Origin of the sequence: Scytonema millei VB511283 (assembly GCF_000817735.3) — a bacterium.
In the GTDB taxonomy this organism is placed as follows: domain Bacteria; phylum Cyanobacteriota; class Cyanobacteriia; order Cyanobacteriales; family Chroococcidiopsidaceae; genus Chroococcidiopsis; species Chroococcidiopsis millei_B.
In genome coordinates, this window is record NZ_JTJC03000017.1 from 146,248 (window position 1) to 168,326 (window position 22,079).

Annotated in this window: 18 protein-coding genes; 7 read left to right on the plus strand and 11 right to left on the minus strand. The window is 40.6% G+C overall.

Translation table 11 applies throughout. The features are described 5' to 3' along the window. Positions 1-238: 238 nt before the first annotated feature. The 9 genes from QH73_RS26270 to codB form a co-directional block, all read right to left on the minus strand. The gene (locus tag QH73_RS26270) at positions 239-3,718 is read right to left on the minus strand and encodes a beta strand repeat-containing protein (RefSeq protein WP_052289792.1); all 3,480 of its coding nucleotides are present in this window, start codon (positions 3,716-3,718) and stop codon (positions 239-241) included. Positions 3,719-4,231: 513 nt separating this feature from the next. Continuing rightward, positions 4,232-5,374 (minus strand): glycosyltransferase, encoded by a 1,143-nt coding sequence (locus QH73_RS26275; protein WP_201278355.1) that lies wholly within the window; start codon positions 5,372-5,374, stop codon positions 4,232-4,234. Positions 5,375-5,419: 45 nt separating this feature from the next. After that, on the minus strand, positions 5,420-6,310 hold the full coding sequence (locus QH73_RS26280; RefSeq protein ID WP_132867258.1) for a glycosyltransferase family 2 protein: 891 nt from the start codon (positions 6,308-6,310) through the stop codon (positions 5,420-5,422). A 54-nt stretch (positions 6,311-6,364) separates the two neighbouring features. Continuing rightward, the gene (locus tag QH73_RS26285; protein ID WP_039713761.1) at positions 6,365-7,642 is read right to left on the minus strand and encodes an O-antigen ligase family protein; all 1,278 of its coding nucleotides are present in this window, start codon (positions 7,640-7,642) and stop codon (positions 6,365-6,367) included. Between the two features lie 74 nt (positions 7,643-7,716). After that, complete coding sequence (locus tag QH73_RS26290) at positions 7,717-8,646, minus strand: hemolytic protein HlpA (protein WP_039713760.1); 930 nt, start codon at positions 8,644-8,646, stop codon at positions 7,717-7,719. Between the two features lie 2 nt (positions 8,647-8,648). Continuing rightward, positions 8,649-9,323: an FkbM family methyltransferase gene (locus tag QH73_RS26295; protein ID WP_236147184.1), complete on the minus strand. Its 675-nt coding sequence runs from the start codon at positions 9,321-9,323 to the stop codon at positions 8,649-8,651. Between the two features lie 35 nt (positions 9,324-9,358). Continuing rightward, positions 9,359-10,681 carry a flippase gene (locus QH73_RS26300; protein WP_039713758.1) on the minus strand — a complete coding sequence of 441 codons (1,323 nt, stop codon included), beginning with the start codon at positions 10,679-10,681 and terminating at the stop codon, positions 9,359-9,361. Between the two features lie 8 nt (positions 10,682-10,689). Beyond that, the gene (locus QH73_RS26305; RefSeq protein ID WP_052289790.1) at positions 10,690-12,900 is read right to left on the minus strand and encodes a GumC family protein; all 2,211 of its coding nucleotides are present in this window, start codon (positions 12,898-12,900) and stop codon (positions 10,690-10,692) included. A 472-nt stretch (positions 12,901-13,372) separates the two neighbouring features. Next, positions 13,373-14,665, minus strand: a complete 1,293-nt coding sequence (gene codB / locus QH73_RS26310) for a cytosine permease (RefSeq protein ID WP_039713757.1) — start codon at positions 14,663-14,665, stop codon at positions 13,373-13,375. A gap of 439 nt (positions 14,666-15,104) precedes the next feature. Here codB and QH73_RS26315 point away from each other — a divergent pair, with 439 nt between their 5' ends. Beyond that, a complete protein-coding gene (locus tag QH73_RS26315) occupies positions 15,105-17,144 on the plus strand; it encodes an aconitate hydratase (protein ID WP_201278356.1) in 2,040 nt (679 codons plus the stop codon). Positions 17,145-17,320: 176 nt separating this feature from the next. Next, on the plus strand, positions 17,321-17,671 hold the full coding sequence (locus QH73_RS26320) for a hypothetical protein (protein ID WP_039713756.1): 351 nt from the start codon (positions 17,321-17,323) through the stop codon (positions 17,669-17,671). A gap of 3 nt (positions 17,672-17,674) precedes the next feature. Here QH73_RS26320 and QH73_RS26325 read toward each other — a convergent pair whose 3' ends face one another. Together QH73_RS26325 and QH73_RS28510 are read right to left on the minus strand one after the other, a co-directional pair. Further along, complete coding sequence (locus QH73_RS26325; RefSeq protein WP_236147185.1) at positions 17,675-18,652, minus strand: MFS transporter; 978 nt, start codon at positions 18,650-18,652, stop codon at positions 17,675-17,677. Further along, positions 18,537-18,938 carry an MFS transporter gene (locus tag QH73_RS28510; RefSeq protein WP_236147186.1) on the minus strand — a complete coding sequence of 134 codons (402 nt, stop codon included), beginning with the start codon at positions 18,936-18,938 and terminating at the stop codon, positions 18,537-18,539. The genes QH73_RS26325 and QH73_RS28510 overlap by 116 nt, the downstream gene beginning before the upstream one ends. A 410-nt stretch (positions 18,939-19,348) precedes the next feature. On the opposite strand from QH73_RS28510, the gene QH73_RS26330 reads away from it, so the two are divergent. The 5 genes from QH73_RS26330 (at position 19,349) to QH73_RS26350 (ending at position 21,974) form a co-directional block, all read left to right on the plus strand. Next, positions 19,349-19,585 carry a hypothetical protein gene (locus tag QH73_RS26330; RefSeq protein WP_132867260.1) on the plus strand — a complete coding sequence of 79 codons (237 nt, stop codon included), beginning with the start codon at positions 19,349-19,351 and terminating at the stop codon, positions 19,583-19,585. A 203-nt stretch (positions 19,586-19,788) separates the two neighbouring features. After that, a complete protein-coding gene (locus QH73_RS26335; protein WP_039713754.1) occupies positions 19,789-20,067 on the plus strand; it encodes an acylphosphatase in 279 nt (92 codons plus the stop codon). A gap of 64 nt (positions 20,068-20,131) precedes the next feature. After that, the gene (locus QH73_RS26340) at positions 20,132-20,383 is read left to right on the plus strand and encodes a hypothetical protein (protein WP_039713753.1); all 252 of its coding nucleotides are present in this window, start codon (positions 20,132-20,134) and stop codon (positions 20,381-20,383) included. After that, the gene (locus QH73_RS26345) at positions 20,380-20,727 is read left to right on the plus strand and encodes a type II toxin-antitoxin system PemK/MazF family toxin (RefSeq protein WP_039713752.1); all 348 of its coding nucleotides are present in this window, start codon (positions 20,380-20,382) and stop codon (positions 20,725-20,727) included. Before QH73_RS26340 ends, QH73_RS26345 begins: the two co-directional genes overlap by 4 nt. A gap of 176 nt (positions 20,728-20,903) precedes the next feature. Continuing rightward, complete coding sequence (locus QH73_RS26350) at positions 20,904-21,974, plus strand: 3-deoxy-7-phosphoheptulonate synthase (RefSeq protein ID WP_039713751.1); 1,071 nt, start codon at positions 20,904-20,906, stop codon at positions 21,972-21,974. The last annotated feature ends 105 nt before the right edge of the window (positions 21,975-22,079 follow it).

Sequence of the window (22,079 nt, forward strand, 5' to 3'; positions counted from 1 at the left end):
TCTCAATCGAAATCGATTATCTTTAATATATACATGAACTATAAAATAATAGTAGAGCTACTTAGTTATTTTTTAGTGCAGCAAATATACGGAAAATTTTTACTTTTAGATAAACGATTTATCAATAAATTCGGTGAATTCAAGTATGTAGAATGAGAAGATATGCATTAGAGGTGCGCAGCAATTCACGCACCCCTATTTTGCAGTCAAGCTTAACGTTAGGCTAGCCAGAACTCACTTAGGCAATGATAAAATCGTTGGCACTGAGAGTAGGTTTACCAGAGAGCTGAGCGACGGCTGACTCTCCTCCTAATACGCCTAGATCTGGGTTGTAGAACAAATTTCCAGTTTCTAAGCTGTATACGATTTTTGAAGTACTACTTTTAGCAGCAGCATCCGTACTAACTGATGCAAACTCTCCAGCAGAACTGAATCCATTACCAACATTGCTGGTAAGTCCGAAGGTTATTTTGCCGAGGACAATTTTGTCTAATTCGCTGGTCTTGAAATCGCTAATAATATCGACACCGATATCAAATGTAGAGAAGGCAGCACCAGTATTGTAATCGAAGCGATCGGCTCCAAGTCCACCCACCAAAGTATCGTTGGCTCCTTGACCTACGAGGGTGTCATTGCCTGCACCGCCAAGCAGCGTGTCATTTCCCGTATCACCTGCAAGCCTATTAGCACCACTATTACCAGAAATGAGGTTATCAATATCGTTTCCAGTACCGTTAGTGTCTGCACTTCCAGTTAAAGTCAAGTTTTCTACATTAGTCGTGAGAGTGTAGTTGATGGAAGAAAATACGAGATCGACACCCGCATTGGAATTTTCTTCTACTACATCTCCAGCATTATCAACTACATAAGATTCGTCACCGTCGCCTCCTTTCATGATGTCGCTGCCTAGCCCACCATCTAGGTAATCGTTGCCTGCCAGACCTTCAAGGGTGTTATTGCTAGTATTACCAATTAAAACGTTATTACCAGTATTACCAATACCATTGAGAGCATCAAAGCCAGTGAGAACAAGTTTCTCTACGTTATCTGTTAACGTGTAACTGACTGAGGTATGAACAGTATCAAAACCTGTATCAGTTCCTGCTGACTCAACAACGATATCGCCAGTACTGTCAACGTAGTACACATCATTACCTAGCCTACCAGACATGGTGTCGTTGCCTGCACCACCATTAATGATGTTGGCATATTGAGTAGTCTGACTACTATCAACTGAAATGTTGTTATCTAAATCATTACCAGTACCACTAATGTTGCCTTGGTATAGCACTAAGTTTTCAACGTTATCGCTGATAGTATAGGAAGTTGCTGCGGAGTTGACAGTATCAAACCCCTCATTAGCAGCTTCTACAATTATGTCTTCCGGTAGACCAACTAAATAAGTATCGTCTCCCAGTCCTCCATACAAGGTGTCGATATCACCCGTACTGCCATCAAGAGTATCGTTACCAAGCCCACCAATAATCAGGTCTTTGCCACCACCACCATCGAGGTAGTCGTTGCCTTCTTTACCGTCAAGGGTATTGGCTATGTTGTTACCAACAACTGAGTTATTCAAGCTATTGCCGGTACCGTTGCTAGCTAAATCGGTTAAGGTGAGATTCTCAACATTAGTTCCCAGAGAATAAGTGATGGAAGACTTAACGGTGTCATTGCCACCAGTATCGCCTCCAGAACTCCAGGTTTCTACAACTTGATCTCTGAAATTATCAACAATATATGTATCGTTGCCAACTCCGCCTTTGAGATAATCTTTGCCAGCACCACCATCTAGCAAATCATTTCCATTTCCAGAATCATCGAGAAGCCAGTCATCTCCATCTCCTCCATAAAGAGAATCATCACCACCGTTTCCTCTAAGAGTGTTGATGCCAATATTGCCAGTTATCTTGTTATTGAGATTATTACCAGTGCCAGCACCATGAATTCCGGTCAAAGTCAAATCTTCAACGTTGTTCGTCAAAGTATAAGAAACTGACGCTTGTACGAGGTCAATCTCATTCGCCAACGTGGAGCTTTCCGTAACGACATCTCCAGTGTTGTCCACAATATATGTATCGTTGTTTGTTCCACCAGAGAGGTTATCAGCTCCAACTCCACCATCAAGAGTATCGTTACCGCTATCACCACTGAGAGTGTTATTGAGATTATTGCCGATAAGGATGTTATTGATGGTATTACCAACCCCAGTGGTAGCACTTCCAGTCAGAGTTAAATTTTCAACGTTGCTATCTAGCGATCGCTCATAATTTATTGATGACAGAATCGTGTCAACGCCTTGACCGCCGTATTCAGTCACTCTATCAGCAACGTTGTCAACAATATAAATGTCGTTGCCAGTTCCTCCAGCTAGCGTATCATTACCAAGTCCACCATCAAGGAGGTTGTCACTACTATTGCCAGTTATAGTATTAGCAACGCTGTTACCTATCCCTTCAATCTTGCCAGTTCCCGTCAAGACTAATGTCTCAAATCTGTCTTTCAGGGTATAGCTGAAATCAGTTTCAATGGTGTCTCTGCCGCCGGTGTCATTACCACTACTGTCAGATTCAATCGGATTATCGCTTGGGTTATCGAGAACGTATCTATCATCTCCAACACCACCTATAAGCGTGTCAATACCAGCACCACCATTAAGAACATCGTTGCCCGCACCACCTGTCAGAGTATTGCTATTACTATTACCAATGAGTGTATTATCGCTACTGTTGCCCGTGCCATCGATTTGGCTAGTTCCCAAAAGAGTTAAGTTCTCTACGTTGGCAAGATTAGCTAAGGAGTAAGTGAAATTAGCTTGAATGGTATCGCTACTTGGATCGGCATCTTCAATAACCGTGTCTCCTACGTTATCTAGAACGTAAGTATCGTCACCAATTCCACCTGTTAAAATATCAGCGCCAGCTTTGCCATCAAGGATGTCGTTGCCAGCCTGACCATCAAGGGTATTGTTACCACTGTTACCAATTAGGTTATTATTGCTGCTGTTACCAGTTCCAGTCAGATCTTCAGTTCCCAGTAAGGTAAGATTTTCGACGTTAGGGGTTGAGGTTGATAAAGAATAGTTAAAGTTAGCTCGAACAGTATCAATGCCTGCATTTAAATCTTCGACAACTGTGTCTGTACTATCAATGGTGTAAGTGTCGTCACCAATTCCACCCTTTAAGGTATCAGTACCTGCTTTACCATCTAGGTTATCGTTACCTGCCAGTCCCTCTAGGGTATTAGAGCCACTATTACCCGTCAGAACGTTGTTACCACCATTACCCATGCCATTAATATTAGCAGTACTAGTAAGAGCCAGATTTTCAACGTTGGTAGGTAAAGTTGTGGTGATATCTGCAACTTTAGTGTCAGTAAGTTTACCAACTCCAGTAACTGTCAGAATGTCTGTAGTACCGCTATTAAGGGGAGTGCCTTTAGGAATGAAAACATTAACTAAGAATGTTTCATCTGTTTCGTTAATGTTGTCATTGAGAATGGGAATGCTAATAGTCTTAACAGTTTCACCTGGATTAAAAGTGACAGTTAAATTACTAGCAGCCGTATAGTCCTGTCCGCTCGTAGCTGTAGCATTAACTGTACTGTATTTTAAGATTTGACTAAAGGCAAGAGGTTCTGAAAGGCTAATTGTGAAAACTAGGCTAGTAGTTTCACCCTCGACAATTGTAGCACCACTGATATTGAATGTAGGAGCCATTTGTCCTCCGTTACAAATTTGAAAAAACCATGACACAAACTTTCAATCTTCACTGTTGTAGCAGCAGGTATCAGCAATAAGATAATAGAGAAATTACTGATTTATAAAACTTTAGTTTTTTTTAAATCGAGAAAAATTACTGAAAAATTCCAATTTAAGGTAAAACACAAACATGAAAAAAGAGTTTTAAGGTAAAATCATCCTCTAACTCGATCTCAGTCAATTAGTGACAATCGACCATGAGAAAAACATCTGTAAAAACACGCTTACAAACAATCAATTTCAGTTTTTATCTCGGTAGAACTACTAAACTACGAAACACTTAACAAATTCAAAATACGCTCAAAAAAATATTAAATACTCAATTTTTTGTTTATATTCCGTATGATTTAACAATGTTTTATATATAGTTTTGATATTAAAATTAATATCTAAAGAGATTTTGTAGTTAGAAACATCTTGATAGATCAACTCTATTAAACCACCGCTAGTACGAGGCTAAATCTATTTAAACTAAAAATACTCTGTAATACGCTTTTGATGCCTATTTAGCTGTATTTCAAGAAAATCTATGATTTCTCTACTAAATCTCTCTTGAGAAAAGAGTGTAGTATGTGTAGCAATCTGTTCGCTTGACCAAGTAACTCTTTCCAAGGCCAAAATTGCTTCATTTAGAGAATCAGCAGTTGCTTCTACAAAGAAAATTCCTGTTACTCCTTCTACAACTGTTTCGATCGCTCCACCTTTTTTATAAGCGATTACGGGCTTACCACAAGCCATCGCCTCAACAGGAGCTATACCAAAATCTTCTTCCCCAGGAAAAATAAATCCTCGGCAGCGTTGCATATAATCAACAATCATATCATCAGACTGACGACCTAAAAATTTAATATTTTTCTTAGCTGGAGATTCAAGGCGAGATCGTTCTGGTCCATCGCCAATAATAATTAAATTCCGTCCATTTTTATTAAATGCTTCTATTGCTAAATCATGGCGCTTATAAGCTACTATACGTCCGACCATCAAGTAAAAATCTTCACTAGTATTAGTAGAAATAAAGCGTCGAATGTCGACAGGAGGATAAATCACTTTTGCTTCCCGACGATAGTATTTTTTAATTCGTCGAGCAACATGGTGTGAGTTAGCAATAAACTCGTCTACTCTATCTGCACTCACCCGATCCCATGTTCTCAAATAATTCATTAACCAAGGAACTAGAGGTTTTTGCCATTGCTTAACGTCATTTTTCAGATAGAGGTGATATAGATCCCATGCATACCTCATGGGGCTATGGCAGTAACAGATATGTAGGGTTTCTGGTGGCGTAATAATACCTTTAATAACAGAATGATGACTTGATATAACTAAGTCATAACCGTCAAAGTTTAATTGCTCCACTGCTGTTGGCATCAGCGGTAAATACATTTGATAATGAGTTTTTGCACCTGGTAGTTTTTGAATGAATGAAGGTCGAATATCCCATTGACTAAAAAAGTCAGGTATTTTTTCAGAGTTATAAAGAGTAGTGTAAACAGGTGCATCTGAAAATAATTTTCTGAGTGCTAATAATACTTTTTCTGAACCAGCTATTCCTCCCATTAACGACAATTGGTCATGTGCGATCGCTACACAAATTTCTGAAAAATCAACTTTCATAGTTTCTGACTGTATTTTTATATCAATAAAATATAATTTAAATTTCTATGAATCATACTTTTTATAAATTATTTTCTCAGCCATCCACCAAATTCCCATTTTTTCAAGCATAAAACGCAAGCAGTTTAATAGAAAGAATATTAGCATTATCATTATAGAGTAAAGATAATGAGCACCATGTGAGACTCGCAATCGATGTAATTCTATATTTTTCACAAAATAATTACCAGAAGCTCCCATCGGTGCCATATGAGTTATAACTCGTGGAATGCAAAGCAACCTTATATTTTTATGTATGCGGAGGAGAAAATCATAATCACTTATAATCCGATAGTTTAGGGAATATAAACCAAAGCATTTATATGTCTCGATTGGAATGAATAAAGATGGTTGTGGTACAGACATTCGTTTATCAATATTTTCTAGAATGGGTACATAATTATACGTAACACCATGCCTAGTGGTAACTTGTGTAGTACCAGCTATTAGAGTATGTTTCTTGTCACTCGCCTGGTACAAAGCAATGACTAACTCTACAGTATTAGGAAGGTAATAATCTCCAGCATTCAAAACAGCGATAATTTCACCAGATGCTAAAGCAATTCCTTTATTCATTGCATCATATATACCTCGATCAGGTTCGCTCAACCAGTAGTCTATTTTATTACTGTATTTCTTGATTATATTTAAAGTTTGGTCAGTAGAATCACCATCAATAATAATATATTCAAGATTTTGATAAGTTTGTTCAATTACGCTTTTTATAGTTCTTTCTATATATTCCTCAGAATTTCTAACTATAGTAACAATACTAATTAATGGGAGATTACACGCTCTTTTTTTATCAAGAAACACATGAGTTCTTTTACCTCCTTCTATTCGATTTAAATGTGGAGATTGGTGATAGTAGCGATCTAAAGTTGAAGTTTGATACATATTATCAATCGTTAGTCAATTAATTGTTAGTTTCAGTTTTATAAGCAAGAAGATCTATACTTTTTTTATCTGCATTTGCCTTGCCGTCACAGTTGTAATAGTCTGTTTGCTCAAATAAGTTGATAGAAATACGTATAAAGCCCACAGAATATTGCCTGCTGTAAGCCCTGAGTCTACCAAGTTGATTGTAATTAAGCAAACTAAAAAAGTAATAGGTAGTAGTGATTCAAGTTTATTAGATCGGTTCAATTCTACAATTGCTTTAAAAATATTCCTAAACAATGAAAGCAAAAAAGAAACTAAACCTATTAAACCTACTTGTAACCAAATATCTAATATTGCATTATGAGCATGAGCTGCTTTCCAACCAGCAATTAACCAAACAATTGTAGAAGGTCCATTTCCTGTCCAAAAAGCACCGTATCCATATCCAAACCAGGGTTGTTGAAAAATCATTTCAAAAACACCAATCCAGAGTGGTATGCGTCCAGTCAAGGTGATGTCACGATTAAAAGAAGTAAGTACCAGATTATGGTTGATTAGCAAGCCTAGAACAATACTAGGAATTATGACTGCCCAAGTAATGAGAACTAGATTGCGATATCGACCGCGACTCGTCAACAGTACTGTCATTAAAGCAACAACAAAAAGTATTGATATATATCCACTAACAGCATGAGATAAAAAAGTAAGGATAACCGACAGTAAGATCATGCCACAGCTAAATATGCGATATTGCTGCACGCTCAGCAAGCAAAGCAGCCAACTTACCGTACTCAGCGCCATGATACGTCCAAAGTGTGTGGGGTGTGCGAGTACTCCTTGCCAGCGCCAAGAACTACGTCCGAAATCATTTACTATTGCTTCAGATGGGCTAAACCATGTAAAAAATAAGCTAGATATAGCTACTATGCCTAGTGATAAACACAGTATTTGAAATAATCTAGTTAAGCTATAACGAGAGGCTAGATAAGTACCAAGTATTGTTACTCCAAAAAGTGCAGTGCTGCGTCCTATAGTAAGAATAGGATTCTCTGACCAGATTGAGGAGAGAACAGTTGTAGCGATAAATACCCATAGAAAAATATCTTTGAAAGCAAATTTTAGAATCCGCTTATATTGCGATAATCCTAGAAAAATACCCAAGATATAAGCACTGTAATTCATTAATTGTGCTAAGGGACTCACAGAACCAAAATCTTCTGCAACGACACCCACTCTGCTTCTATCTAAAACGACTCCCATTAAAATACATAGAGCTAAGATTACTAAAACAGTTTCTGCAATGGAAAAAACTAATTCTACAAAAGAAGATGATTTTTGTTTCTTCATGCACTTATTTAAAAATTGTTTATGTTCGGCACAAGAGTTTAATTCAATAGCGAAATTAAATCATTGATTCAATACTATTTCAGAATACAATCATTAATTATTTTTTGTAGCTTGGCTTGTAATCGAATAGATATAGGCGTGTTAAACCTCGTCCTCTGAGTTAGTTTATCTGCTTCTATGTCCCGTAAAATAAACGGAGGGTGTTTAATAGGAAAATCAATAGCTTCTGTTGGTAAGTCAGAGTAAGATCTTTTAATTATTGTATGTGTTGCATCTTTACTAAAACCAATATTCGATACTAAATTTACACTAGGAAAAATTCCAAGTCCACTTTGCATCCAGCAAGAAAATAGCCATCTGTAGTACCAACTGTTGATACGTCCGTTATATGTGGAACTAAACTCATAATCCCAATGTTTAAACATTCTCCGGTCAAATAACTTGTCTTTCAACAAGCCACTATTTTTAATTTTAGACCAAAGCTTCATCTCGAAGTCAAAGTGTTGCCACGCTCGTTTCCAAGTTGCCCAGCCCCAGCAATCATGAAATTGAGAAAAGTAATAACTATACTCAGTTTCTTGCTGATCTTGCTGAAAGTTAACTCCAGCAATAGACATAATTCGGTAATCGCATTTGTATTTAGTAAGAAGTTCTTCGCAATAGCGAAAAAAAGAAGGATGGGGAAGGCAATCATCTTCAAGAATTATAGTCTCTTCTACATGGCTGAAAACCCATTTCAATCCGCTAGAAACGCGCATCTGGCAGCCGAGGTTAATATCTGAATAGTTCTTGACAACTTCACAATCCCAGTCAACTTGTTCAATAATTAAACGAGTATTGTGGCATTTTTCGACATCATGCAATTTATTATTCCGAGGTCCATCAGCAATAACAAACAGTTTAGGAGGCTTAATTTCACGGATCGCTTCAAAAACTTTCGCAGTAGTGTCAGGACGATTGAAAATGATAAATGTAATAGGAGTTTGTAACTGCCAGTGAGACATAATTAAAGCTTTGAGTTTTGAAAAATCAAGGTTCTACAAGTTTTTGCAAAAAAATCGTATCCTTGTTCGCGTAAGAACTTATACGTTTCATTGCTTTGAATGTTGTTGATGTGAAAATTCAAACATTCAATTAAAAGATAGTTAGGTCTGAAAACTTGCCAGTTATTTGATTGAATAACTTCTAAATCTAATCCTTCTACATCAATAGACATAAAATCTATTTGAGATGTAGCTACAAGGTTTTGAGATAACAATTCTTGTAAAGTCGTAGTAAAAATTTTTTTCTCTTTAACAATTTTATAACCTTGAGAAATTCTCTGTTGAGCTAAATCTCGCTCAAAAGTATTAAGAGCTGCATCATCAAAAATAAAAAATGTCATCTCTGTAGATGCTTTAGCGATTGCTGCTTCTATATTAATATCCCTTGATCTAATTTTCTTGAAAAACTTCATACTGCCAGGCATTGCATCAACGTTTATGCCTGACCAGCCTTTTTTGTAGAAAAAATATGTATTAGAGAAACGTTTTGGATGATGAGCACCGATATCAACATAAAAGCCTTTTTTCTTGAAATCAAATATTGAGTTTAATATCATGTCTTCTCCATCTTGTGAATAAGATCGATTTGAATAACTCTTAGGTATAAACAATTTATATTCCTGAAATGCCGAATACATAAAACTGGGTACGAGTGTTTTAAATTGTCGTGATATCATTTTGTCTTACTCCAATATTTAATCAGTAATGAGTCTATTTGAATGAAAAATATTTTCTTTGTGTTTTTGTTAAAATAGTTAGCTACAAAAGCAGCGATCGCATAAGAAATTACTGTGGCAATAGCCGCACCATTCCCAGAGCAAGTAGGAATTAAGAGAAAATTTAGTAACACATTAGCGATCGCACCAATCAACGTTCTTTGTAAAGAAAGCTTTGTCAAACCTTCAGTGATAAACCAAGGAGAAGTAGCAACACCCATAAAGACGAATAGAGATGCCCAAATATGGATGGCAAGAATGGAACTGGCTGCAATATATTCTTGACCGAACAACCCTACAACTAAGGTTTTTGATAGAAAAGTCATAGGTATTGCGATCGCGGTGGATAAGAATACCATCAGCCGCAATAGCTGTTTTATGCGCTGATAGTAAAGACTCTCACTTATCGCCTTCGCCTCGATGATTGTTGGAAAAACAGAAGTGGAAATCGCCATCGGTATAAAGTACCAGACTTCAGAGATCCGAGTCGCTGCTGAGTAAAGCCCAACGGCGCGATCGTCAATCATCTCTCCTAGCATCAGCTGATCGATCCGCATATAAATCATAATTGTCAGCCCCGAAAGCATCAGCGCCCAACTTTCTTTTAGTAAGGCGATCGCACGGGTAAGGCTCCAACGCCAAGCTAAAAGGCTATATCCTTGCACTCGGTAGTTGATCGCTAATCCAATTGCACCTAACACGCTTTCTGCCAAAACTACCCAAGCAAAAGCTATTAGAGATGCATTAATTTGAATCAAAATTATTTTGACAAAGGCGATCGTAATAAACGCTAGATTCTTAGCAATAACCGTATATTTTGATTGAACCTGCGCCTGAAACTGCAAATCAATTGTGTCAAAAGCTTGAAAAATTACTCCAGCTGACAAAACACTGACTACCCAGTAAGTTAGCTGCTCTCCTGAACGCAGCAGGGAGATGCTAATAAGTGCTAATCCAACTAATACAAATCCGCCAAGAAATTTGAGAAAGAAAGTAGTACCAAGAATTTCATTCTTATGTGAAGAGTTCCGTACAATTTCACGAACTACGATGTTATCCAAACCTAAAGTTGCAAATGGTGTTAGCAAAGCTACAAACGCAGTGGCATAGTTTAACAAACCAAATTGCTGTGTTCCTAAATAACGAGCTACCCATACACCCACAATAAGCCCTACACCCATACGGAGAATGCGGTCAGCAAATAGCCAACTAGTATTTACCGCAACTTTGCGTAACTGAGGATTTAATCTCTGGCTAATAGTTTCAATTGGTTTGAACATTGCTCCTGTTATGTCTTGCGCTTAGCTGTAGAACGCTGATGACTAGTAGAATCTTCTTCCATGTAGTAGTCTTTGACGTAGTAATAGTAACTATCAGATTCGTTCTCCAAAATCACGCCATTGACAACCAAACCTAAAACTTTCTGACTGGAAGATTGCAACAGATCTCTAGCAGTAGCAGCAGTATTAGAACTCACAACACCGGGTCTTGCTACCATCAATAAACCATCTGTCATCTTACCCAACATGAGAGCATCAGCAGCTACTAAGACAGGCGGAGCATCAATAATTACAAAATCAAACGATTTCGCAAAATTATCGATTAATGATGTCATTTGCACGGAATCGAGTAGTGCTACGGGGTTTGGAGGAGTCGCGCCAGCGGTGAGAATATGTAACTTAGGTAGAACTTCTTTGATTGCAAATTGGTAATCTACCTGACCGACGATCGCATCGCTCAAACCCTCAGTATTAGCCTTTTCCCAAATATGATGTTGTCTGGGACGGCGCATGTCTGCATCAACAATTAAGACTCTGTTTCCTAACTGAGCGATCGCCGCTCCTAAATTCGCAGAAACCGTAGATTTACCTTCGCCAGGGACAGAACTCGTGACTAAAATTACTTTCAATTTGTCCGAACTGGAAAATTTTAAATTAGCCTGAAGCATCCGAAAAGCTTCGGCGATCGGCGCACGCGGAGTATCTCTGACTGGAAGGGCGATCGCAGCTGTTTCCCCATTTTTTCCATCGACAGCAGCTTTTTTGGTCAGAGAAGGAATAGCTCCTAAAAAGGTATAGCCAAATAACTCTCTTGCTTCCTTCAGAGTTTTAACCGATATATCCTTAACTTCTAAGACTGCAACTGTGCCACTTGATAACATTACGCTCAACAATATCCCTGCTGCCAAAATCATCACTGGTTTAAGCAACAAAGCTTTTTCGGGAGCTAACGCAGATTCAATAATCCGAGCGTTACCCATATTTTGATTCTCTGCTACCTTCACCTCTTGCAGCTTTTGCAGCAGAATTTCATATGTCGATTGAGCCGCTTTGAGTTGTCTTTCGAGTTCCCGTTGTTGCTGTTCTAATTTGGGCAGAATATTCGCTCTTTGTTTGTAAAGCTTATATTCACCAGATATAGACGCTAAACGACTCGCTAAACCCAGACGCTCTACTTCTAATTGAATATACGCTTCAGTCAGTTTCTGTTTGCTTTCACCGATTTGTAATTTACCATCAGCTACGGCTCGCGCCTTTCCTACAGCCTGGGCGATCCGTTGGCTTAGTAAGGCTTGGAGAGCTGTTCTCTTTTGCTGGAGATTAGAGATCCCCGGATAGGTTTCGGCATAGCGCGTCCGCAGTTGTGCTAGTTCGGCTTCCGTTTTTTGATATTCTGTTAAAACTCTTTGCACGCCACGAGACTGATTGAGCGCGTTGAGGTTTAAGCTATTATCTGCATCCATACCGACTTGTTGCCGCAGTTTTGCCAGTTTAGTATTAGCATCTGCCAATTCTGCTCGAACCTGAGCGATTTGTCCTTCTAAAGTTTGGATAACTGTGACTGCGCCTTGTGCTTCTACTTCTAAAGCAATTAGGTGATTCTTTTCTTTAAAACGGCGCAGAGCGCTTTCAGCACGACGCACGCGAGCTTCAACATCAGGAATTTGCTTAGCAATAAAATCTCCGGCTGCTGTTGCCGTTACTCGATTAGTTTGAATATTATTTTCTAAATAAACGTTCATCAATTTATTGACGACAGCAGCAGCTTCATCAGGACTGATGCTCTTGTACGTCACCTGCATTACGTCAGTGCCACCAATATTTTTCAACTTTAGCTTGTCGATAAAATCTTCAGGCTTAAGTGGTTCATTTGTGCGATCGTCTTTGAGATTTAGCGCCGCTATAGTTTTTTGTAATAAAGGAATGGAACGTACTACTTCAATTTCTGTATTGACAGGATTACTTTGAAGATTTAAGCCTTCCAAGTCTCCAATTCCCTGCCCCAAACCTGTGAGAGCAGCCGTTTGATCGTTTTTCTTAATCAGCAGTTTCCCAGTTGCTTCATAAACAGGTTTCTGCAAGCATACAGCTATAATTGTCAAACCTAGAATGATACTGAAAACGCCTGTACCAGGCAACCAACGGCGTTTAAGAATTAACCATAATTTTGAAAAATCTAAATCTAGATTTTCCGAGGTTTCAATAAGTCGCTCTTGCATAACTCAAAAATAATAGAGAGAATAGTTCGGGCAAAGATTCCTGAAATACCAAGTTATAAGTTCTCAGTACAACGCGAATCTTTACAAAGTTATTAAGGATTTTGAGATACTACGGTTCAGTAAACTAAAATTCAAATAAAAGCTAACTTGAGTAATACAAGATATCCAAGCGAGTTTTTACCGATAACTTTATTTAAAGTTAATTTGCTATTAAGATTTTTCCGTAGATTTACGTATATAGCGTTTTCCATGCAGGTGTAATACATGCGTAGGGACGCACGGCTGTGCGCCCCTACAGATCTATGTACCTCATTCAACTGAGAATAACTATGGATATAAAAAATCAAATATTTTATCTTGTAAACAACTCTTTTGACATAGGACAATTAGAGATTTTAAATTTAATCAGAATTATGCACTTGAAGCTTGAGATCCCCCCTAACCCCCCTTAAAAAGGGGGAATTAATCAGAGTCATTGATTCACTCTGTTATTTTTAGGAATCAGAAATTTACTCAAAATAAAATAGGCGATCGCAGCTGCAATAATGCCATTAATGGGCTTGATACCGGGAGAGAAGTAGGCGACTGCACTTGCTAACACGTAAGCAATAATTCCCGCCCAATTGAATGCAGGTTGTTTTTCGGCGAGTGCAGGGAACTGTCCTTTGTGATGCAGCCAGTAATCTGCCATTATCACCCCACCAATGGGAGGAATAAACGTTCCTAGTAAGATCAGGTAGGGTACGAGTAAATTGTAAATTCCGCCCCAGGCTAATACTAAAGCAACAGTCGCCCCACCCAAAACGAAAGCCGTCCGTTTGTTAGTACGGAACATATGCGCGCCTGCAACGGAGAATGCATAGATGGTGTTGTCTTGAGTCGTCCACATATTCAAGAACAACAGCACCAAACCCCAAAATAGCAATCCTTGCTGCGCCATGACTTGTACGATGTCTTCATTACCGTAAACCAGAGCGCAGAATGCACCGCTAAATATGAGTAAGCCGTTGGCAAAGAAAAAGGCAGTGAGGGTGCTGACCCATGCAGTACGTCCTGAATTGGCAAATCGACTCCAGTTAGTAGCTTGAGTTCCGCCTGAAATAAACGTCCCGACAATAATAGTAATGGCTTCACCAATTGGCATTGGTTCTTTAGGGACGATCGCCTGCAACCCTGCAAACCCTCCTACCTTTGTCGCGGCGATCGCCAAACTCCAAACCATTAAAATTAACATTGCTGGGACGGCAATTCGACTCAGCCAGTCCATTGCTCGATAGCCAATATACGCTGTAGAACAGAAGAAATAAGTAAAAAATAGAATAATCAGCCAATTCCAGCCAGCCGGAACGCCTAAAAGCTTATTTGCTAACTCTGCCATTAGTGCCGATCCCCAAGCATACCAGCCAATTTGGGTAAAACCAAGCAGAAAATCGACCCAACGAGAACCCACATTGCCAAAGCTGAAGCGCGACATCAAAACCGTACTCAGTCCCGTCTTGGCTGAAATATAAGCCAGTAGACTCGCATAAATGCCTAAAATTAAATTACCGACAACAATCAGCGAGACGAGATCGGGGAAAAATCGAAACGATGGACCTACCCTACCCCCAGCAAATAGCGTACCTGAGTATAAGGTAAAACCCATCAGCAAGGGAGCTAAAGACCAAATTGATTTGCGTGCTGATATAGGGACAGCACTCAGGGGATAATCTTCACTCACTGGCGATCGCGCTACGACTTGCTGTTCTTCTGACGTGCTACTCATACTCAGGCTAATAAAAGGTTGAAATTATTCTCAGGGCGATCGCGATCGAGTAAATGTATCATAGTTAACACGATCTGCGCCGAATTTTGCGTTACTAGCCTATCGAACTGTAGCGATATGACTGCATAAATTAATATCGTAACTACAACATATAGCCGACCGAAAAGATCGGAAATTGCCGAAAATCTTACCTTGAGAAGATGCGCGATCGCCTAAATCTAGCTTTGCATAGGTTAATAGTTGTAGCTGCTAAAAGAGATAGGTGATAAGGCAGATGGTAGAAGGCAGAAAGGAAAAGCGATCTTTATATTTTGCCCTTCTAGCTAACAAAAGTATTATAAAATACAAAACTCTTATTTTTGACTTTTAGCTTTTAACTTTTGACTTTATTCTTATTTTTGACTTTTAGCTTTTAACTTTTGACTTTTTCACAGGAACCATGATGCCAATGAACGTCACTCAAAAGCTGATCCAGTCTCATTTAGTCTCGGGAAAAATGATTCCAGGGCAGGAGATTGGAATCAAAATCGATCAGTCTCTGACCCAAGATGCTACGGGTACGATGGTAATGTTGGAGTTGGAAGCTTTGGGAATCGATCGCGTTAAAACCGAACTTTCCGCCCAATATGTAGATCACAATTTATTACAGACAGATTATAAAAACGCCGACGATCATTTATTTCTGCGTTCTGCCTGTCAGCGATTTGGTATTTGGTACAGTCGCCCTGGAAACGGTGTCAGTCATCCCGTCCACATGGAACGATTCGGTATTCCTGGGAAAACTCTGATCGGTTCCGACAGCCACACCCCCGCCGCTGGTTCTTTGGGAATGTTAGCTTTTGGCGCGGGTGGAATTGATGTAGCAATGGCGATGGCAGGGGAACCGATGTATCTCAAAATGCCGAAAGTCTTGGGCGTGAAACTAACTGGACAGTTGCCTGACTGGGTAAGCGCCAAAGATGTCGTGCTGGAGATGCTGCGGCGCTACGATGTCCACGGCTGTCGCAATACAATTATCGAGTACTACGGATCGGGGCTGGAAAACTTGAGTGCAATGGATCGGCACGTTATTGCCAACATGGGTACGGAGATGGGGGCGACAACGACGGTATTTCCATCCGATGCCGAGGTAAAACGGTTTTTAGCTTCCCAAGGACGGGGTGAAGATTGGGTAGAACTAATCGCCGATGCTGCCGCAGAATACGACCTTCATGACGAAATTAATTTATCTGAATTAGTCCCTTTAATTGCTTGTCCCAGCAGTCCTGGGAATGTTGTCCCCGTGCGAGACGTGCAAGGCAGATCGGTACAGCAAGTGGTAATTGGTTCTTCCGCAAATCCAGGCATACGAGATTTTTGGATTGTGAGTCAAATTGTCAAAGGTAAAGCAGCAAGCGATCGCGTTTCCTTTGACGTTAATCCTACCTCGCGCCAGGGAATCGAGAATTTGGCTGCGATGGGAACGGCTTTCTTAGATCTGATCCACGCTGGGGCGCGGTTTCATCAAGCGGGTTGTCTCGGTTGTATCGGTATGGGACAAGCCCCCGCCTCGAATCAAATTTCTTTACGCACGTTTCCCCGCAATTTTCCTGGGCGATCTGGAACTGCTGACGACAAAGTATATTTGTGTAGCCCTGAAACAGCAGCAGCAGCGGCTTTGACGGGGGTAATTACAGATCCGCGAGATTTAGAACAAATCTACGGCATGAATTATCCCCAATTTGTTGCCCCAGAAAAAGAGATGATTAATACAGAAATGCTCGTTCCACCTCCTACAGATGGAAGCCAAATTCAGTTAGAAAAAGGACCAAATATTAAATCTTTACCAGATTTTCCAGAGTTACCCAATCGGGTTACTGCTCCCGTTTTGCTTAAAGTTGGTAACAATATTTCTACAGATGAAATTATGCCAGCAGGGGCGCGAGTTTTACCATTTCGTAGTAATATTCCTGGAATTAGTCAGTTTGTCTACTATATGGTAGATGAAACTTTTGCGGAGCGAGCTAAAGTTGCTCAGAAAGAATATAGCGGTCATGTCATTGTTGCAGGCGACAACTACGCCCAAGGTTCGAGTCGAGAACACGCCGCGATCGCACCCAAATATTTAGGACAAGTAGCGGTGTTAGCTAAGTCTTACGCTCGAATTGGGTGGCAAAATTTAGTTAATTTCGGCATTATGCCGCTAGAATTTGTCAATCCTGATGATTACAATACTATCGATCGCGATGATGAAATTGAAATTGTAGGAATGCGCGATGCCTTAACTGCTGGACAACCAATTGTGGCGAAAAACAAGACAAAAAACCTTGTTTATGAAATGACTCATAGCATTAGCCCGCGTCAAATTAATATCCTTCTACATGGAGGTACGATTAATGAGTTTAGGGAAAAATTGAGCGATCGACAAGATTTAAGCGAAGATCCTAGTATTTCTGCCAAGCAAGAATCTTTTGCCGATAAACAGGATGTATTGGGGTAGTTGGTAGTTGGTAGTTGGTAGTTGGTAGTTGGTAGTTAACTCTTCTCGCCGTTCGATCTCATTCCATTTACCGATCGCTATTTATAACTGTTGGAGGAGATGGCAATCAAAACTTCTGTGACAGACTACGGAATAATTCAGTAAAAAAATCTTGCCCGACCGTTAGGAGACAGATTATGGGTATAGGCGATTTTTTTAAAAACATTCCTGGTGTAGGCGATCGCAGACGAGATGACGATCGAGATCATCGCGATCGCAATGACGACGACGATCGCAGATATCGCCATCGTGACGAAGATGAGGACGACGATCGCGAGTATAGATATCGTTCGCGGGTAGAAGAAGAACGAGAATATAGAGATCGGTACGACGAAGAGGATGAAGACGACAACGATCGCAAATACAGGAGGCGCGATCGCGGCGATGACGATGACGATCGAGAGTATAGAAGTCGCAGTCGCGATGACGATGACGAGGATCGGGAATATCGATCCCGCGATCGCGATGACGATGACGATGATGATTAATTATCAACCAACTAGCGATCGCCCCATCCTTTCCTGTTGAAGGCTATTTGTCTCTGGCATTAGTAACCAAAAGCAGGCGAGGGCAACAGTGGCGATCGCTGCTAAGGTGAGGAAACCTGCATTGTACCCCGCCTCTTGCACTACAAAACCCGTAAGTAAATTACTCAGGGAAGCCCCAATTCCTACAGCAGTACTAATTGCACCTTGAGTCAGGTTAAAACGACCAGTCCCTTTAGTTAAATCTGCAACTATCAACACAGATAGGACTCCAAAGATACCAGCGCCAATTCCATCTAAAATTTGTACGGAGACGAGAAAAAAGGGATTATCGCTAAAGGTGTAGAGTACGCCCCGAATTGGCAAAATAGCAAAGCCTAACAAGAAGACTGGTTTGCGTCCTGCGTGGGCTAAACTTCCTGCCCAAGCCGACACGGGAATCATTACCAACTGCGCCACAATGATGCAAGCAGACATATATAAAGAAGCCCCTGTAGCCTTACCGTCTGCAAGTCTTTGTCCGACAAGGGGTAACATCGCTGCGTTAGCAAAGTGAAATAGCACGGCAGAAACGGCAAAGATTAGGATGCGACGATCCCTTAAGATTTGACCGATGCCAGAAATATGCGATCGCTTTTCCTGTCCCTCTTCATCTTGCCTATCTTTTGCAGCCCTTGCCAAGTCGGGATCGATGTCTCGATTGCGAATTTGGAGTAGGGAAATTGCACTCGCGATCGCCATGACTGCGACGAGAACAAAGATTCCTTCTCTGGCGACGAAATGACCAATAGTACCCGCCAAAGCTGCCGCAGCAACATTTCCAGCATGATTGAAAGCCTCGTTGCGACCGATCCGATGGTCTAGTTTGTTATATCCGACGATTCCTAGCGTAATTGCTGCTATAGCTGGGGGAAAAATGGCGGCTGCTACACCAATTAAAGCTTGTGCCGAGACGACTGTAGGTAGTGTTGGTGACAGCACCATGCCGATGCAACCTACCGCAACTAGCACAGCCAGCCGCCACCACAACTAACAAGCGTTTTTGTCGCAGGCGATCGACCACAGCACCTGCTGGGGTTTGGGCGACAACTGTTGCAATTCCCATAGCAGACATGGCAATGCCGATATTGGCTGGATTCCATTTATGGGAAGCTTGCAAGTAGATGGCTAAGTATGGACCGACTCCATCCCGCACGTCAGCAAGGAAAAAATTGAGTCGGTCGAGCGATCGCAAACTTTTCTTCGACGAACCAAGATAGTTTTTAGACATAGGATTGCAGCCCTTTATCAGGAGAAAAAGGGATTTAATCTATTTATTAAGATAGATTACAGATTAAGCCAAACGGTTGAATTCAAAAATCTACTCTAAGATATAGGCTTGTTGTTACTTTGCGCAATTTGTAAATATAAAAAAGGAAATTTGCCAATCAACTCCAACACCCACAAGCCTTTTCACCACAAGCAATAGATGTTTTTTAGGAGGGCGGATAATTTCTGCACTACGCTTGAGATTCATAAGTTAAATATGAGTAAGATATACGAATACATCCTCTCTATTTATAAGTCTTATCTCTATAAGTCCAAATCGATGAATCTGTCGCTTTGTCGTTAAAAATTCTTTTGATTCGATCGAGACAAGTTGTTAGAAAATACTCTTAATCGATCTCCCAAGGAGTTATTATGGAGATAGGCGATTTTCTCAAAAATATTCCTGGTTTTCCGCAAGATCGTCGCGATGGCGATGACGATCGCAGATATAGAGACGACGGTGATGATGACGATCGCAGGTATAGAAGCCGCGATGGCGATGACGATCGCAGATATAGAGACGACGATGATGACGATGACGATCGCAGGTATAGAAGCCGTAAACGCGATGACGATGATGATGATGACGACGATGACGATGATGACTAAAACCGTCGTCTTGAGCTAGATTGCAGCACCATTTTTGCTTAGAATGAACCAAGTAAGGCTTCGTTTGGCGTTAGCTTCCCAGTTAGCGCCATTTTTGTCGCTCTAAACTATTGCATATCTAATTTTGCACCATGCAATTAACCAGCATCAGATATACTGTGTCTCAGCTTTTTGACTTTTGACTTTTCACTTTTGACTTTCTAATGCAAGATCGACTTCGCGCCCATGTATTCGTTTCTGGTAGAGTCCAAGGAGTGGGCTACCGCATGTCAACTGCCCAGATGGCTGTTGAGATGGGGTTGCATGGCTGGGTACGCAATCTACCTGATGGGAGAGTAGAAGCCGTATTTGAAGGAACGAGAGAATTGGTAGCAGAGGCGATCGCGTGGTGTCGTCAGGGAAACCCGCCTGCTGTTGTTAAAGACGTGGCGGTTGAGTACGAGACACCAGAAGGGTTACACAAGTTTGAGATCCGACGTTGAGTTAATGCACTCGTCATATAGATATAATGGCTTTGCTAGGTACGCTCACTCGAACAGATACGGAATGGTTTCACTCACTTTGCTGGAAATTGAGCGCTCGATCTATGCTTTGCCACCTGAAGAACAGTTGTGGCTGTTGGAGCGAATTGCCCGTCACTTACGAGAACAGACAAATTCCACTACACAACCCTCAAATCATCAAAACAGGCTAGAAGAATTGTCTGCTATGGCTTGCGATCCACAGATCGAAGCTGAACTTGTCGCCATTAACAAGGAATTTGCTATGACTGAAATGGACGGATTGACAAGTTTGTGAGTATTGAGCGGGGACAGATTTACTTTGTCAACCTTAACCCAGTCCAGGGAAGAGAAAAGGCAGGAGAAAGACCCATATTAGTACTATCTGTTAATGAGATTAACAGGTTGCCTCTAGTAATAACTGTGGTTATTGGCACAAAAGGAGCTAATATTCGCCGCGACTACTTGACCAATGTGCGCGTTTCCCCTGACGAGAGCGGACTGCCGATGGAAACAGTGTTTCTGTGTTTTCAAATCCGTTCTTTAGATCCCAAGCGTTTTTCTAGCGAACCATCTGGTCAGCTTTCAGAAGCAAAGATGCTACAAGTAGAGGCAGCCGTGCGCTACTGTTTAGGTTTATGACAGGTCATGACAACGATGTGGAAATCGCGATCGCGCCTGGTGTAGTCTTTTTTAGACCATCTAGAACGCTTAGGGGAATTTTTCTGTCAAATTGTTTCATCTGCCTCTATTTAGAAAATACTATACTGAATATTGGTTTTATCTGTAGTCGTTCTTCAAAATAGGTAATCTTTACTATGCACGATCGTATTGCCGATATCCGTATTGATAATTCACATATCTTAATAACTCCGAAAGAACTAAAAACGAAGTTACCCTTAACGGAAAAAGCAGAAAAAACTGTTCTCCGCTTTCGGAAAGAATTAGAAAATATATTAGATGGTATAGATAATAGAAAGTTTATTGTAGTTGGTCCCTGTTCTATTCATGATGTCGCAGCAGCAGAAGAGTATGCGAGGAGATTGAAGAATTTAGCAGACAAAGTTCAAGATAAATTACTACTGATTATGCGCGTGTATTTTGAGAAACCCCGCACGACAGTAGGATGGAAAGGATTGATTAACGACCCCGATATGGATGATTCTTTCCATATTGAAAAAGGTCTGCATTTAGCACGTAGTCTATCATTAAAGCTGGCAGAAATGGGCATTCCTGCGGCAACAGAGGCACTCGATCCAATCGTACCGCAGTATATTAGCGAACTCATGTCCTGGGCGGCGATCGGTGCGAGAACAACTGAATCGCAAACTCACCGAGAAATTGCTAGCGGGCTATCGATGCCAGTAGGATTTAAGAATGGGACTGATGGTGGAATTCAAGTTGCTCTCAATGCCCTCCATGCAGCAAGTACACCTCATAATTTTCTAGGTATCGATCAAAGAGGAAGAGTGAGCGTTTTTAAAACTAAAGGAAACGCTTACGGTCATATTATTTTACGCGGTGGTGGTGGCAAGCCTAATTACGATACTGCCCACGTTAAGAAAGTAGAAGAAAAGTTAAAAGAGGCAGGTTTACCTCCACGAATTGTTATCGATTGCAGCCACGGTAACTCGAATAAAAACTACAAATTACAAACTGTAGCTTTTAACGATGCGATCGCGCAAGTTGTAGAGGGAAATACATCAATTCTAGGGATGATGTTAGAATCTCATTTATATGAAGGTCATCAGTCTATTCCTTGCGATTTGTCAAAATTGAAATATGGTATTTCGGTGACAGATCAATGTATCGGTTGGGAAGAAACTGAGGAAGTCATTTTGGCTGCTCATGAGAAATTGAGTAAGGAGGCGATCGCAGTAGGTGGTTGAGATCCCCCCAACCCCCCTTTTTAAGGGGGGCTAAAGATATTTCCAATATTCCTTAGAAATGTAGAGACGTTATATGTAATGTCTCTACAGTGAAATTACCGATCG